Origin of the sequence: Dokdonia pacifica (genome assembly GCF_900188275.1) — a bacterium.
Classification (GTDB): domain Bacteria; phylum Bacteroidota; class Bacteroidia; order Flavobacteriales; family Flavobacteriaceae; genus Dokdonia; species Dokdonia pacifica.
This window is the reverse complement of the sequence record NZ_FZNY01000001.1, coordinates 21,493-37,257: the sequence shown is the minus strand read 5'-3', so window position 1 is coordinate 37,257 and position 15,765 is coordinate 21,493. Positions and strand designations below refer to the sequence as shown.

The following is a 15,765-nucleotide window of genomic DNA, read 5'->3' as shown; positions in this document are numbered from 1 at the left end:
ATGTGAATACTAGTTTTTGCTAGCTATTTAGGAAGTTAGTAATGTTAATGTTTTGGTAAACATAATCAAATTGTTTAATATTTTTTTAATTTAGTTGAACAAAATGAAACTATAACTACCAATCATGAAATTACTTTTACTTAAAATCAGCACGTTAACTCTTTTGTTATTGTTTTCAGTCACATTTAATGAGGCACCCAATGATGTTCAAGAGTTTCAAGGTCAGGCTTATTATTCTTCTAAATCTACCATGGAACTTGGTAATTGGGGAGCAAGGCTTAGTGAAGCTCAGAAAAAACAAGTGCAAGCACGACTTAAGAATAGATTAGAGAAAACGTATGTGCTCAATTTTAATAAAGAAGAATCTTTATTTATTGAAGAAGATAAACTAGATGCTATGTCTGGAGCTACAGATTCTTGGGGGCAAAATTTCACACAGGGGAGACAGTATAAAAACGTTAAGGAAAATGCTTTGGTACAAAGTCAAGAATTTTATGGTAAGCAATTTTTAGTGAAAGATAAATTGCAAGCTATAGATTGGAAGATGGGTACAGAATCTAAACAAATAGGGCAGTATATGTGCTTTAAAGCAACTGCTTCTATTCCAACTGCAGAATTGACTTGGTATGATTTTTCGTGGGGAGAATTAAGGAAATCGCAACCAAAAGAGTCAGATTTAGCCGATGGTGATGCAGAAGAGCTAGAAGTGAATACAACAGAGGTAGAAGCATGGTATACGCCTCAGGTTCCTGTAGGACATGGACCTAGTGAATATTGGGGACTTCCTGGTCTTATTTTAGAAGTAAGCGCAGGGAATACAACTTTACTATGTTCAAAAATTGTAATGAATCCTAAAGAGACCATTAAGATTGAAGCTCCAAGCAAAGGCAAAGTCATTACAAAAAGCGCTTACAAAGAAACTATTACAGAAAAAATGCAAGAAATGCGTAACAATAGAGGCCGAAGAAGAGGTTAATATTGATCTATTTGAAACGACCATAAACTAGCAAGCAACTCATCCATGAAATATATACATAGCATGCTACTACTTTTTGTAGTCAGTATTTCGTATGCTCAAATTGAAGTAAAAGGTGTCGTTACAGATAGCTTGAATGCTCCATTAGAATTAGCTAATGTCATAGCCATAAACCAAGAAACGACAGGCCTAGAGGCTTATGGCATTACAAATGTAAAAGGGGAGTATACATTAGAGTTAAGTGCCAATAATACGTATAAAATTCAAGTAAGTTATATCGGGATGAAGACCTTTGAAGAAGTACTTACGATTGAAGAAAGTAATCTTACCAAAAATTATACATTAGTATTTGATAATTCTTTAGATGAAGTAGAGCTTACCTATGAAATGCCGGTAACCGTAAAAGGAGATACCTTGATATATAATGCAGACTCTTTTAAAAATGGATCAGAGCGAAAATTAGAAGATGTATTAGAAAAACTTCCTGGTGTAGAAATCAATGAAGATGGACAGATAGAAGTAGAGGGGAAGGTAGTAAGCAAGCTAATGGTGAATGGAAAAGATTTTTTTGATGGAGATACCAAATTAGCTACACAAAACATTCCATCAAAAGCTGTAGATAAAGTACAAGTCTTGCGTAATTATTCGGAAGTTAATCAACTAAGAGGTGTTACTAATAATCAAGATAATGTGGCTTTAAACATAAAACTTAAGGAAGGGAAAGAAAATTTCTGGTTTGGTAATGTTACAGCTGGAGCAGGAGTATCTCCAGATAATGAACTCTATCTCCTACAGCCAAAACTATTTTATTACAACCCGAAGTATAGCCTTAATTTTATAGGAGATATCAATAATATAGGTGAAGCTGCATTGACGCGACGGGATATTCGGAATTTTGGAGGCGGCTTTCGATCTCCTAGTAGAAGTAGTGGAACCAATATAAATCTAGGAGATAACAGCCTTAATTTTTTAACGACGCAAGGAAATGCCTTAGAAATTGAAAATAAATTGGCTACAGGAAACTTTAGTTACTCTCCCAATAAAGCGTTAGACTTAAGTGGATTTCTCATATATAACAGCAGCCGTATTCTTTCTAGAGAGACCAGCCTAATACAATATACAGACCCTAGTTTAGGTATTCCAGATGAAGCCACTGAGCAATCAAGTAGAGAACGTTCTAACCAAGGATTATTAAAGCTAAGTGCATCTTACCAACCTAACATTAATAATCAATTAGATTATGATGTATTAGCTCGGGTATCTAACGATACTCAGAATCAAAATGCTTTTTCTTCAGTGATTGGAACTACAAATCAATTAGATGAGGTAACGCCATATAGCATCAATCAAAATCTAAATTATTACTATACGCTTAATGAAACCAATATATTTTCATTTGAAGCACAGCATTTAATTAAAAATGAAGATCCATTTTATAATGCTATTCTAACAAATGATCCTAATGGGGAGGATGCGTTTGATACTACAGCAGAGGCTTTAGGATTAGATACATCTCTTGCTACTTATGACTTAGGACAAAATAGACGTATTAAATCGAATCAAGTAGATGCCAAACTAGATTATTTTAATATCCTTAATGCTAAGAGTAATTTGAATGTGACTTTAGGTACGATCTTAAGTCGTCAACAGTTTGATTCTTCAATTTTTCAATTTTTAGGAGACGGATCTCAACTTAACCCAACGCCAACATTCAATGACGGCCGTATAGTAAACGATACGGAATATAATTTTAGTGATATATACGTAGGATTGCATTACAGACTAAAAACAGGCAAGTTTACCATTACACCTGGATTTTCTGTACATGCCTATGGAAATAAGAATACGCAGTTTGGAGAAACTTTTGAAGATAACTTTTTTAGACTATTACCAGATTTTGAAACCCGAATTCAATTTAAGAAAAGTGAAGCATTAACATTGCGATATGATATGCGTAATCAATTTACGGATGTCACACGACTGGCAGAAGGGTTGGTGCTAAATAATTTTAATAGCATTCAATTTGGAGAATCCGACTTACAAAATGCTTTATCTCATAATGTGAGTTTATTTTATAGTAGTTTCAATCTCTTTAATTATACCAATGTTTTTGCAAGAGCCTCCTATTCAAATAATATAGATCAGATACGTAGCTTAACCAATTTTGAAAATGTAATTAGAACGAGTACTTTTTTTAATTCAAATTTTGCAGATGAAACTGCCAATGTTTTTGGTAGAGTACAGCGTACATTTGGAAAGATCAGAGCGACTTTAAATGCAAGTTTTAATTACAGTAAAATCAATCAGTTTATTCAAGGACAGCAATCACTTAATGAAGGCTACACACAAACCTATACACCCGGTATTCGAACCAATTATAAAGTAGCGCCTAATGTAAGTTTGAGATATCGTTATAGCGTAACAGATAATATTCAAGGAGGACGTAAAACAACATTTACAACAAACTCTCCATCTATTGAGGTAGATGCCTATATCTGGAAGTCAGTCACCTTTCGTACCAATTATAGCTATACCAATCAAGATCTAGGTAATGGAGATTCTCAGTCATTCCAAAATTGGGATGCTACACTTTCATATAGAAAAAATAGAGATGCCAAATGGGAATACGAAATCAAGGCAACCAATATACTAGATATAGATTCCCAAGTACGAAATAGTGCGAATAACCTGTCTGTATTTTCGTCAGAAACATTTATACAGCCGCGATTTATAACTTTTAGGTTTGTGTATACGTTATAAAGTATAGCTTTAGAAAAATACCTTATTTAAGGTTTTTCCATGCCGTTTTTCCATTTTGTTTTATTTGTAATACTGCATACAGAATTACTACTCCCATAAATCCAATAATTGACGGTCCTACCCCAAGTCCAATAGATATATTAATTAAGAAGGTTATCAAACCAGTTCCTACATATGCCCAGAAAGTCCATTTTCTCATTTGTACTAGCATTAGTATAAAAATAATAAGGTTTAGAATTCCAAGAAGAACTAAAGCATATCGCATTGAATCTTGGATTGGTTCAGATAAAAACTGAGATAACATGTCATCTATAAATAAATACGATAGCGTAGAATAAGAGTTGCCTATTATCATAAAAATGAGCCAGGCTGTTACGCACCCATGTCTTTGTTTTGATTCCATGTAATCAGTTTTGATAATTTTACAGTCATAAATCTAATTGATTTTTAATAGTGTACAAACATTTACAACAAACTTCATATACTTTAGTAGAAGTATTTTTTGAAAGATGACTTTTGTCATCTTTTCTGCGCCTATCATATCATAGTTTTGAGGTGTAATTAAAAAACACTTACAACTATGAGCACACTATATGCAAAAATCAGTACAGATTGGCAAGAGAATTTTTTACTATACGCAGCTTCTGCAATTATTCTTTGTACTTGTTTAGGAGGAATTACCGTATTATCCATTTTTCAAAACGGTAGCGGATTATTACAAATGATTCAACTATTTGTAGTTGTGGTATTATGTAATGCTGTTTTAGCGTCGATACTCACAGTTCAAAAGCCAGAAATTGTTTTTAAAGCATCTATAGCTAGTCTTTCTATATGTTCTTTAATAGCTACTATTAATTTTATTCTCTAAATATTGTGTGTACACTTATTTCCAAATATAATGTAGCAGGACCAAGATACACAAGCTATCCTACAGTGCCATATTGGGATACATACCACTTTTCTTTAAAAGCATGGAGGGGGACGCTGCAGGATAGCTTTCGCGAAAGCAATACAAACGAGGGAATTAGTGTGTATATACACTTACCTTTTTGTGAAAGTATGTGTACGTTTTGCGGTTGTAATAAACGCATTACAAAAAATCATGATGTTGAAGTACCTTATATCAAGTCGGTTATTAAAGAATTCTCGATGTATCGAGAGCTATTTAATGAAAAACCTATTATTAAACAGCTTCATCTAGGAGGTGGTACGCCTACTTTTTTTTCTCCAGAGCATCTGGACAGGTTACTATCAGGTATTTTTAGTATTGGAAGAAAAGCAGAAAACTGCGAATTGAGTTTTGAAGGACATCCTAACAATACCACAAAACAACACTTAGCAACACTTGCTAGTCATAATTTTACACGTGTTTGTTACGGAGTACAAGATTATAATGAAGGAGTGCAAAAAGCCATTAATAGGGTGCAGCCATTTGAAAAGGTATACAGTGCTACTTTTCAAGCAAGAAAAGAAGGGTATACATCGGTAGGACATGATATTATTTATGGACTTCCATTTCAAACCCAAGATGATGTGATAAATACGATTACTAAAACTATCGAATTGCTACCCGATCGTATAGCATTTTATAGCTATGCCCATGTGCCTTGGATGAAAGGAAATGGACAACGAGGTTTCAAAGAACAAGATTTACCTTCTCCAAAGCAAAAGCGTAAGCAATATGAAATAGGTAAACGTATGCTTACCAAGGCTGGTTATGTAGAGATAGGAATGGATCATTTTGCCTTAAAAACAGATCCATTATATGAAGCACAGCAAAAAGGAACGATTCATAGAAATTTTATGGGATATAATGCTAGTAAAACCCAAGTAATGATAGGGCTAGGCGTATCTGCTATAAGTGATAGTTGGTATAGCTTTGCTCAAAATGTAAAAAACATAGAAGAGTATCAAAAGCTTGTGGATGATGGGATTTTACCTGTTTTCAGAGGGCATATTTTAACAGGAGAAGATCTCATTGTACGCAAGCATATTCTTAATTTAATGTGTGATTTTGAAACTTCCTGGGAGGATCCTTCCCTATATTTTCCAGAACTTCCAGATGTACTTATTAAATTAAAAGAACTTAGCAATGATGGATTATTAGAAATCCATTCTAAAAAAATAAAGGTAACTAGAAAAGGACGTCCTTTTGTACGCAACATTTGTTTGCCCTTTGATATGCGCCTTCAACGTAAAAAACCAGAGACTCAATTGTTTTCCATGACAGTGTAGTACGTACGGTTTGATGTTTATAGTGGAAAGAAAGGAAAGCAACACGCTTTCCTTTCTTATGGGTATTCTTTTCTATGGTATGCTTTCGCGAAAGCGTACAAAGGCAGTATATTATTTTTTAAGAGAATTGTAATTTTTACATCAATTTTCACGTTGATTTTTTTCTGTTTTTTTATCACCAGTAGCTAGATTGTATACAACCAAAGCCATTACAATACAAACAATAGCAAAGATGCCTATAACGATAGCACCCATGACCCAATTAACTAAGGGGAAGATTAGATATTTCATATAATTTAGATATTAGATAAACCCGTTGTGCATTTGATTATATTTCTACCATTTTTTCCTTTCTCTAAAGGGCGAATAGTAGAAATCTTCATTTCATCCTTTAGGATTTGAGGAAAAGAATGAAGATGTAGTCTCACAATACTATCTATTTTGTCTAAATGCATAACGGAGTTAGATTATTTATTAGTGACATTGATGATGTGCGGTAACCTCTTGAACAGTTACCATTTCAGAAGGAGAGATGTAAGGAATTCCTAATCCTAATCCTCTTAGTATAAAAAGCATTCCTATAATCACCACTACAATAGGAATTGCTTTTACAATACGTTGTTTTGCGCTCCCTTTTAAAAAATTTCCTAGGTATATAGCAGTGGTCATTAAGGGAATGGTACCTAATCCAAAAACAGTCATATAAAGACTTCCTTGTAATGCATTTCCAGTGGCTAATGCACCAAAAATGGCCATATATACAAGGCCACATGGTAATAGCCCGTTTAGATATCCTAAGGTGAAAAAAGTATGAGGGTTTTTCTTTTTGAGTTCTGCTCCCATAGCACTCTTGATCTTGCTTACTCCCTTGTATATAGGTCTAGAAAAATTATAGCGATTAAAAATAGTGACAGGGAGAAGAATACTTACAATCATAAGAACACCTACGCCTATAGATAGGTACTGTTGTATTCCAAATACGTTGAGCCCTTTCCCTACAATTCCAAATGCCATTCCTAAGATTGCATACATAAAAATACGTCCTCCGTGATAGCTTATTAACTGTAAGATTCTTCTAGAACGATTTGTCCGGTCTAAAGGCAATAAAAAAGCAATAGGACCGCACATTCCGACACAGTGAAAACTTCCTAATAAACCCAATATGAGAGCAGCGTAGATCATTAGTAAACAATTGGTTTTTTATACAAATACGAGGTGTTGTCGTACTCAAATTCGATGGTAATGTTCCAGCGACCGCCTATCAAATGTTTGTCAGGTATGAGCAAATTTGATCCGGAAAGGACTAAAGGAAAGTCAAAATCCAGTTGTTGATTAGACGGTCTATATAGGAACACGTTTCCTGTTATTTTAGCAGGGTCTAACTCTGAAGGAAATGATAGCAGCCATCCCGCTGTTGTCTTTTTACCTCGTATCTTTTCTTTGAGTGTATTTGTGTTGGTTTCGGCATCAATCTCGGTTTGATATGCCATTTCTTTGGCATAATATTCTTCCGTTACGAGATCATGACTATATTTCTTATCTGTGCTCATTGTAATGACCATATAGAGTATAAAACTCATGAATGCGATCATACCTACTACAAGGCTTTTTCCCCAGTTCCATTTCATAATACATGTGCCCGCGTAGGCGGGTATCTTTTTAATTAGACTTTTGTTTTCATTTCTTTAGTGCTCTCTAGTTGCACTAACATCTGTTTTGCTTTGCAGATTGCATTCTGACCTGGCTGGCCTTTTTTGCAACCTTGACAACATGTTTTCTTTTTAGCTAGCTCATTCATTTTTTTTATGATTTTGGGCGTGACCTTCTTCCTTCACTACGTTCAGGATTCAGGTCGGGCTTTTCGTTTTTACTCCTCGCACTTCCTTCGTCAGGCTGAGGGGTAACCACTACAATCCCTCACGCATGATACAAGTGTTTTTATAGTGTTTATCTACTTTTCAAACGTTGATAATTTTTGTATGCCATTTTATACTTCGACTTCGCTCAGTATAAACTCCAGCAAATAATTATTTATAACTTCTCGGTCCTAAAAAAGCCGTAGTGGTGGTTTCTATTAAAATATCATCACTATAAATTCCTATCTCAAGCCGATCTTTATCACCACTTAATGCACTCGCATTGATCTCTATAAACAAAGTACCTTCTGCTAAGCCTTGTCCGTCAATATCAAGCATGTTGTTTGAGACAAGCTTGATGGTTCCTTTATGTGACAATAACTTAAACTGTACATGGTGAATATCATCTATAGTTTTATTAACTAACTTAAATGTGTATACATTACTTATGATATTATCTGCTTTACGTTCATAGAGTTGTCCAGGTAAACGGAGTATACGAGCCTCTATATCATTACGTAAAAAAAGCATTCCTATAAGTAAAGCGATTAAGATTCCTAATACGGCAGTATATCCTTTTAAACGTGGTGAATATGTAAATTTTTTCTTTTTTTCAATGTTTTCTTCACTTGCATAGCGTATCAATCCTTTGGGAAGGTTTACACTTTCCATCATATGGTCACAAGCATCAATACAGGCTGTACAATTCACACATTCTAGCTGTGTGCCATTACGAATATCAATACCCGTAGGGCATACGTGTACACATTGAAAACAATCTATACAATCTCCTTTTCCAGTAGTAGGTCTATCTTCATTTTTCTTATACTTAGCACGCCCTGCTTCTTTTTCTCCTCGTTTATGGTCATATGCCACTACAATAGATTTATTATCTAGTAAAACGCCTTGTAGTCTTCCATAGGGACAAGCGATAATACATACTTGCTCTCTAAACCATGCATAAATAAAATAGAAGACACCTGTAAATATTAAAAGGGATATAAGTGTGCTTGTATGTTTAAATGGACCATCTATGATATAGCGTAGTAATTGATCACTTCCTATGAGATAGGCTAGAAATACATTGGCAATGAGGAAGGAAATGATAAAGAAAATAAACCATTTCAAGATTCTCTTTTTGATCTTTTCAGCATTCCAAGGCATTTTAGATAATCGTATTTGTTTACCTCGATCACCATCTATCCAATATTCAATACGCCGAAATACCATTTCCATAAATATGGTTTGAGGACAAATCCAACCACAGAATAATCGTCCAAAGGCAACAGTAAAAAGAATCACAAAAACTACTCCTATAAGCATCATAATGACAAACAGATGAAAGTCTTGTGGCCAAAAAGGAAATCCAAAAATATTAAAACGACGTTCTAATACATTGAACATCAAAAACTGATTGCCTTGTATTTTTATAAATGGCGCAGAAAATAGAAAAGCTAATAATCCATAGCTTACATACTTGCGGTAGTCATACCACTTGCCATCTGGCTTTTTAGGAAATACCCAAGCACGCTTCCCTTCTTCGTTTAGCGTGCCTATGGTGTCTCTAAAATTATCTTGCCCTTGTTCTGCCATTGTATGTGTTTTATACGCTTTCGTACTTCGATAAATTCAGTATAAATTTTTGCTTCATTTCATTTCGCGAAAGCATATACTTATTGATTATTCATCGTAATTTTTTGTGCTGTAGAATCTGTGATCACTTCTTGAACTTCAGGAGTAATTTCTGCAGGCGCATCTGGATCTATCCAAATATCACCTTCTGGCGCTTTGGGCTCAGCGGGTATCGTCCCTTGAAGGCTTAATACATAGCTAGCTACTTGCGCCATTTCGGCAGGTTTTAATTCTGACTTCCAAGAAATCATTCCTTTGCCATCACGCCCACCTTCAGAGATGGTTTTAAATACATTTTTAATCCCTCCTCCCAGAATCCAGTTCTGATCAGTTAAGTTAGGGCCTATCCCGCCGCCACCATCTGATTTGTGACAAGCCACACAGTTATTATTAAAAATAGCTTGACCAGCTTTCAGATCAGATGCATCTGTAAGTAGGGTTACGGTATTTATATCTACGAGATCTTTGGCAGTTTTTTTCCATTCCTCAATTTCTAATTTGGCTTCCGCCACAGCAACTTCATATTCTTCTGCTTGGTTGTAATCATTAAAGATTTCAAATCGCACTAAATAAATTACAGCAAATAAGATGGTACCATAGAACATATATACCCACCATGGTGGTAAGTTATTATCCAGTTCTTTGATGCCGTCATAATTGTGATCTAGTATAATCTCATGTTCTTCTTCAATAGCCTTGCTACCCAATGATTGTTTGTACTTTTCTTTAAACCATTTAAATTGCTTTTCTTTTGCTTCTAGTTCTCTTTGATCGTAACTAGCTTTTGCTTCAGGAGATAAGGTTTTATAAAGAATCCCTTTAAGCGCAGCAGCACAAATTTCTCCTGCGATATAAAAAAGCATGATGGTTCCAAAAAGAATCCACATCCATGGTTTCTCTATGAAAATAGAGGTCTCTCCAGTGGTTCCAACATAATCTAGAAAGAAGTAGCCAAAAATTGAAAACCCGAGTATTCTTAAAAATGATGCTGTTGTTCTCATAGTTGTATTTCTTTTTGAGTGATGGTACTATCTTCTAATGGGATATTACTTACAGCTTTAATATGTGCTTTTTTTGCAGTAAATACCCACCAAAACAGCGCTGTAAAGAAGATGAAGAATATTAATAATGAAATGATAGGGTATACCTCTACACCTTCTATGTTTTCTAAGTTTCCTTTTATAAATTTTAGCATGATATTATTCGTTTATATGAAGGGTGGTGTCATCACCATTTTTTACTTTGATATCTGTTCCTAATCTTTGTAAGTAAGCTATTAAAGCTACTACCTCTCGATCTCTCATTTCTATAAATTCCTCTCCATTTTCTAAAGCATATTTTTTATCTGCTTCATAGGTTTTTGCAAAGTCAGGATCGTTATACAGGTTTTTTTCTATTTGTGTAGCCTGTTCATCCATCCATGTATAAGCACGTTCTATGTCTTCTTTGGTATAAGGAACTCCTAGAGAAAGCATGGCTTCCATTTTGTCTTGTGTACTCCCTCTGTCAAGTTTGTTTTTGATAATCCATTTGTAAGATGGCATTATAGAACCTGATGAGGTACTTTGTGGATCATAAAAATGATTCAAGTGCCAGTTGTCACTGTACTTTCCACCTATACGCATAAGGTCAGGGCCGGTACGTTTACTTCCCCATAAGAAGGGATGGTCATACACATACTCTCCAGCTTTGGAGTATTCTCCATACCGTTCTACTTCACTTCTAAAAGGCCGTATCATTTGAGAGTGACAAGAGACACAACTCTCTCGTATATATATATCACGGCCTTCTAATTCTAAGGGAGTGTATGGTTTTACACTTGTGATTACAGGCACATAATCATCTACCATTAATGAAGGGATGATTTGAACCATACCTCCTATAAGAATAGCAATGGTAGCAAAAATGGTAAGCTTTACGGGACGTCTTTCTAACCAAGTATGATATCCTTCTTTTGCGGTACGTTTTTTTGTGACTCTTTGTAATGGAGCAGCTTCAGCAAGCTCATCTGTTACTTTTTGTCCAGCGCGCGCTGTCATAATAATATTATAGACGCCAATTAATGCTCCTATGATAAACATTGTTCCTCCTATAGCACGCATCCAGTACATTGGAATGATTTCACTTACTGTTTCTAAGAAATTACCGTAGGTTAATGTTCCATCTGGATTAAATTGTTTCCACATAGATGCTTGTACAAAGCCAGCAACATACATAGGTAATGCATATAAGATGATACCTAGTGTTCCTACCCAGAAATGTGCGTTTGCAAGTTTGGTAGACCAAAGCTTAGTTTTAAATAGTTTAGGAATTAACCAGTAAATCATTCCGAAGGTTAAAAATCCATTCCATGCTAAAGCTCCTACATGTACGTGTGCAATCACCCAATCGCTAAAGTGTGCGATCGCATTTACATTTTTAAGAGATAACATTGGACCTTCAAAAGTGGCCATCCCATATCCTGTAATCGCCACTACCATAAATTTTAGCACTGGGTCTGTACGCACTTTATCCCAAGCACCACGCAGGGTGAGTAAGCCATTAATCATCCCACCCCATGAGGGTGCTATAAGCATTATAGAAAAGGCAACACCTAAGTTTTGTGCCCAATCTGGTAATGCAGAGTATAATAAGTGATGGGGTCCTGCCCAGATATAAATAAATATTAATGACCAGAAGTGCACAATAGAAAGCCTATAAGAATACACAGGTCTATTTGCTGCTTTAGGAACGAAGTAATACATCAAACCTAAAAAGGGAGTAGTCAAGAAAAATGCGACTGCATTATGCCCATACCACCATTGTACAAGTGCATCTTGCACTCCTGCATACATAGAATAACTCTTTAATGCACTTACGGGCACTTCCATACTATTTACAATATGTAATACAGCAACGGTTACAAAGGTTCCTAAGTAAAACCATATAGCAACATATAAGTGACGCTGGCGACGTTTTAAAATAGTCCCAATTAAGTTGGCGCCAAAAGCAACCCATATCAATGCAATGGCAATATCAAATGGCCATTCTAATTCTGCATATTCTTTTGAAGTAGTAAATCCTAATGGAAGCGTGATAGCAGCACCTACAATAATAGCTTGCCATCCCCAGAAATTAAGATTACTTAACCAGTCTTTCCACATACGAGCTTTGAGCAATCGTTGTGTAGAGTAGTATACTCCAGCAAAGATGGCATTCCCTACAAAGGCAAAAATAACAGCATTGGTGTGTAAAGGGCGTAAACGTCCAAAACTCAACCAAGAGATTCCGTCTGTTAGGTTTGGGAATAAAAACATAAAGGCAAGGAGTAGTCCTACACTCATCCCTATGACTCCCCAAAAGAGTGTTGCGACAATGAATTTGCGTACGATCTTATTATCGTAATAAAATTGTTGTACTTCCATAGTTACTTAAGTTGATCTTTTAATGTGATTGGTTTTTTTGTTGTTTTTGTCTTTGAGGATTTTGATGTGTCTTTAATGATTTCATCTTCAAAAAGCATCCTCACCGAAGGCGTATAGGTGTCATCGTATTGCCCTTTTTTTACAGAAAAAATAAATGCTGCAAAAAAAATAAGAGCGACCACGACACTAATTGCCAAAAGCATATAAATAATACTCATACCTACCTGAATTATGATGTAAAACTAGGGTTGATAGACTTCAAAAAAGATGACATTTGTCAGCTTTCGGAAATATATTTTGAGTACGCTTTCGCGAAAGCGTACCTCGCCTAATTTTTAGTGAGCTTCTTTCCTAATACATGAGTGGCGATAGTTGTAAAAATGACAATACTAATAGAACTTAAGGGCATTAAAATAGCCGCTACTACTGGTGCTAAGTTTCCAGTAACAGCAAAACCTAAGCCTATTAAATTGTAGAATAATGAAAAAACAAAAGCATATTTAATTACCTGGATTCCTTTTTTAGAAATGGATAGGAAACGAGGAATATTCCTAAACTTTGAGGCATCCAAAATTCCATCGCAAGCAGGTGAAAATATATTTACATTTTCCGAAATAGAAATCCCTACATCACTTTGTGCTAATGCTCCTGCATCATTAAGACCATCTCCAACCATCAGTACATTCCTGCCTGCATTTTGATAGTGTTTGATAAAGTTGAGTTTATCCTCTGGTTTTTGATTAAAAAGTATGGTGGTGTTCTTAGGGAGAAGCGATGTTAGATATTCTTTTTCTCCATCATTATCTCCAGAGAGAATCACAATTTTTGTTGTTTTCTTTAATTGATCAAATACTTCTTTTACTCCGTTTCTATATTCATTGTAAAAGATATAACAGCCTTTGTATTGATTATCCGTACTGATATGTACCGCTGTTTGATGATGTGCTTTTTCTTCTTTTTTATGAGATGTATTTACAAAACCAAAGGCTCCTATTTTAATATTGTGATTATTAATCTCACCTATAATTCCTTGGCCAGTTTCTTCTTTGAAGTCATCTAAGGTCTGTATGTTGTTTTTATCTAAAATACTATATAAAGAGCGACTTAAAGGGTGATTGGAAGCTCTTAGGGTACTGGTGAGTAATGAAGTTTCTTCTGTAGTTAAAGCAATACCTTCATAGGTGATTGTATCTCTTGTACTCGTAGTTAAGGTGCCAGTTTTATCAAAGACAACGGTATCAATATGCGCCATTCTTTCAATAACTGAGCTATCTTTTATATATAATTGATGACGTCCAAAAATGCGCACTAAATTCCCTAGAGTAAAGGGAGCAGCAAGGGCAATAGCACAAGGACAGGCGACAATAAGTACCGCTGTAAATACATGTAAGGCTATAGCCGGATTTATATATAACCATACGATTGTTGCAATAATAGCAATGATAAGAAGACTTACCGTAAATCGTTTGCTAATCTGGTCTGTAAGTGACTCAAATAGGTGCTGTTTATTTTTAGAGAATATTTCATTAGACCATAATTGAGTTAAGTAGCTCTGTTCTATAGGTTTTAAAACTTCTACTTCTATAGGTGCTGCTTGCTGACGTCCTCCTGCATACAAATAATCTCCCGATTGTTTAGATACAGGAGCAGCTTCACCCGTTACAAAACTATAATCTATTAAGGCTTGTCCTTTTATAAGTATAGCGTCTACAGGTAATAATTCGTTATTTCTGATAAGGATGCGATCTCCTTTTTTAAGATCATATACCTGTGTTTGTTCTTCTGTTTTTGCTTTTGTACTTCGACTGTGCTCAGTATAAACTCCAGCGTACTCAGAACCAACTTTAGTAGTATCTGCATTTTCAATTAATCGAGTAACGGCAATCGGGAAGTAGGATTTATAATCTCTTTCAAAAGAGAGAAAGGCATAGGTTTTTTGTTGGAAAAATTTTCCCAAGAGTAAAAAGAAAATTAATCCAGCCATACTATCAAAAAAACCTGTGCCCGAATCTGTAGCAATTTCTATAGTAGAACGTATAAAAAGTACAGCGATTCCTATAGCAATAGGGACATCTATATTTAATATTCTAGATCGAAGGCCTTTGTAAGCAGCTATAAAGTAATCTGCGCCAGCATAAAATGCGGCAGGTATTGCAAATACAAACATGAGCCATCGGAATACATATTTATATTTTTCTAACCAAAACTCACTTACTTCAAAGTATTCTGGAAAAGAAAGAAACATAATATTTCCAAAGGCAAAACCAGCAACTCCTAGTTTGTAAAGTAAACTTCTATCTGTATATGATTTTTTTTCTGAGGTATCTTCTAGCGATATATAGGGTTCATATCCTATTTTAGATAACAATATCACAAGATTTTTAAGGGTAATATGCTCAGGAGAAAATGTAATATTTACTGTTTTTTTTGAAAAATTTACCTGCGCTGTTTGTATACCTATATTGATTTTGTTTAGATTTTCAAGAATCCAAATACAAGAACTACAATGAATAGATGGGATGAGTAATCTCACAATCTGAATACCTTGCTCATTAAATTCTAGAAGCTGTGATACAATTTGTTCATTATCTAAAAAGTCATACTTTCCTTCTAAAATATTTGGGGTTGTACCAGGAGTTTGTTCTAAGTCATAGTAATAGGAGAGATCATTATCATTCAGAATATCAAAAACTGTTTTACAGCCCTGACAACAAAACGATTTGTCTTTATATACAATGTGAGTAGTATTACAAAGATCACCACAATGGAAACATGTAGACATACGTTACTAAATTTGCTCAGACTCTTTTACAGAATCTATTATACCTATCGCAAATTTGATAAAAAGGCGTTTCTTAAAAGATGACATTTATCATCTTATGCTAGATACATTTATTTTGTT

At 34.9% G+C, this 15,765-nt stretch carries 14 protein-coding genes; 4 read left to right on the top strand and 10 right to left on the bottom strand.

Annotated features, from left to right (window positions below):
• The first annotated feature begins 124 nt into the window (after window positions 1–124).
• Complete coding sequence (locus CHB80_RS00115; protein WP_089369408.1) at window positions 125–976, top strand: GLPGLI family protein; 852 nt, start codon at window positions 125–127, stop codon at window positions 974–976.
• Between the two features lie 45 nt (window positions 977–1,021).
• A complete protein-coding gene (locus CHB80_RS00110) occupies window positions 1,022–3,736 on the top strand; it encodes a TonB-dependent receptor (protein ID WP_089369407.1) in 2,715 nt (904 codons plus the stop codon).
• A gap of 22 nt (window positions 3,737–3,758) precedes the next feature.
• On the opposite strand, the gene CHB80_RS00105 is transcribed toward CHB80_RS00110, so the two are convergent.
• A complete protein-coding gene (locus tag CHB80_RS00105) occupies window positions 3,759–4,139 on the bottom strand; it encodes a hypothetical protein (protein WP_089369406.1) in 381 nt (126 codons plus the stop codon).
• 177 nt (window positions 4,140–4,316) lie between these two features.
• Here CHB80_RS00105 and CHB80_RS00100 point away from each other — a divergent pair, with 177 nt between their 5' ends.
• Window positions 4,317–4,604 (top strand): hypothetical protein, encoded by a 288-nt coding sequence (locus CHB80_RS00100; RefSeq protein ID WP_089369405.1) that lies wholly within the window; start codon window positions 4,317–4,319, stop codon window positions 4,602–4,604.
• 5 nt (window positions 4,605–4,609) lie between these two features.
• A complete protein-coding gene (gene hemN, locus CHB80_RS00095) occupies window positions 4,610–5,971 on the top strand; it encodes an oxygen-independent coproporphyrinogen III oxidase (protein ID WP_089369404.1) in 1,362 nt (453 codons plus the stop codon).
• A gap of 141 nt (window positions 5,972–6,112) precedes the next feature.
• Here the strand turns inward: hemN and CHB80_RS24485 are convergent, their stop codons facing one another.
• From CHB80_RS24485 to CHB80_RS00055, 9 genes are all read right to left on the bottom strand, one after another.
• Window positions 6,113–6,262 carry a hypothetical protein gene (locus CHB80_RS24485; protein WP_179218047.1) on the bottom strand — a complete coding sequence of 50 codons (150 nt, stop codon included), beginning with the start codon at window positions 6,260–6,262 and terminating at the stop codon, window positions 6,113–6,115.
• Between the two features lie 183 nt (window positions 6,263–6,445).
• Window positions 6,446–7,153 (bottom strand): sulfite exporter TauE/SafE family protein, encoded by a 708-nt coding sequence (locus CHB80_RS00090; RefSeq protein ID WP_089369403.1) that lies wholly within the window; start codon window positions 7,151–7,153, stop codon window positions 6,446–6,448.
• Entirely contained in the window at window positions 7,153–7,599 is a 447-nt protein-coding gene (locus tag CHB80_RS00085; RefSeq protein ID WP_089369402.1) for a FixH family protein, read from the bottom strand. The genes CHB80_RS00090 and CHB80_RS00085 overlap by 1 nt, the downstream gene beginning before the upstream one ends.
• A 399-nt stretch (window positions 7,600–7,998) precedes the next feature.
• Window positions 7,999–9,420: a cytochrome c oxidase accessory protein CcoG gene (ccoG, locus tag CHB80_RS00080; RefSeq protein WP_089369401.1), complete on the bottom strand. Its 1,422-nt coding sequence runs from the start codon at window positions 9,418–9,420 to the stop codon at window positions 7,999–8,001.
• An 80-nt stretch (window positions 9,421–9,500) separates the two neighbouring features.
• Window positions 9,501–10,460, bottom strand: coding sequence for a cbb3-type cytochrome c oxidase N-terminal domain-containing protein (locus tag CHB80_RS00075; protein ID WP_089369400.1), 960 nt, complete (start codon window positions 10,458–10,460; stop codon window positions 9,501–9,503).
• Complete coding sequence (locus tag CHB80_RS00070; RefSeq protein ID WP_089369399.1) at window positions 10,457–10,654, bottom strand: CcoQ/FixQ family Cbb3-type cytochrome c oxidase assembly chaperone; 198 nt, start codon at window positions 10,652–10,654, stop codon at window positions 10,457–10,459. Before CHB80_RS00070 ends, CHB80_RS00075 begins: the two co-directional genes overlap by 4 nt.
• A gap of 4 nt (window positions 10,655–10,658) precedes the next feature.
• Complete coding sequence (gene ccoN / locus CHB80_RS00065; RefSeq protein WP_089369398.1) at window positions 10,659–12,863, bottom strand: cytochrome-c oxidase, cbb3-type subunit I; 2,205 nt, start codon at window positions 12,861–12,863, stop codon at window positions 10,659–10,661.
• 2 nt (window positions 12,864–12,865) lie between these two features.
• A complete protein-coding gene (gene ccoS / locus CHB80_RS00060; RefSeq protein ID WP_089369397.1) occupies window positions 12,866–13,081 on the bottom strand; it encodes a cbb3-type cytochrome oxidase assembly protein CcoS in 216 nt (71 codons plus the stop codon).
• 110 nt (window positions 13,082–13,191) lie between these two features.
• A complete protein-coding gene (locus tag CHB80_RS00055; RefSeq protein WP_089369396.1) occupies window positions 13,192–15,645 on the bottom strand; it encodes a heavy metal translocating P-type ATPase in 2,454 nt (817 codons plus the stop codon).
• Window positions 15,646–15,765 lie beyond the last annotated feature (120 nt).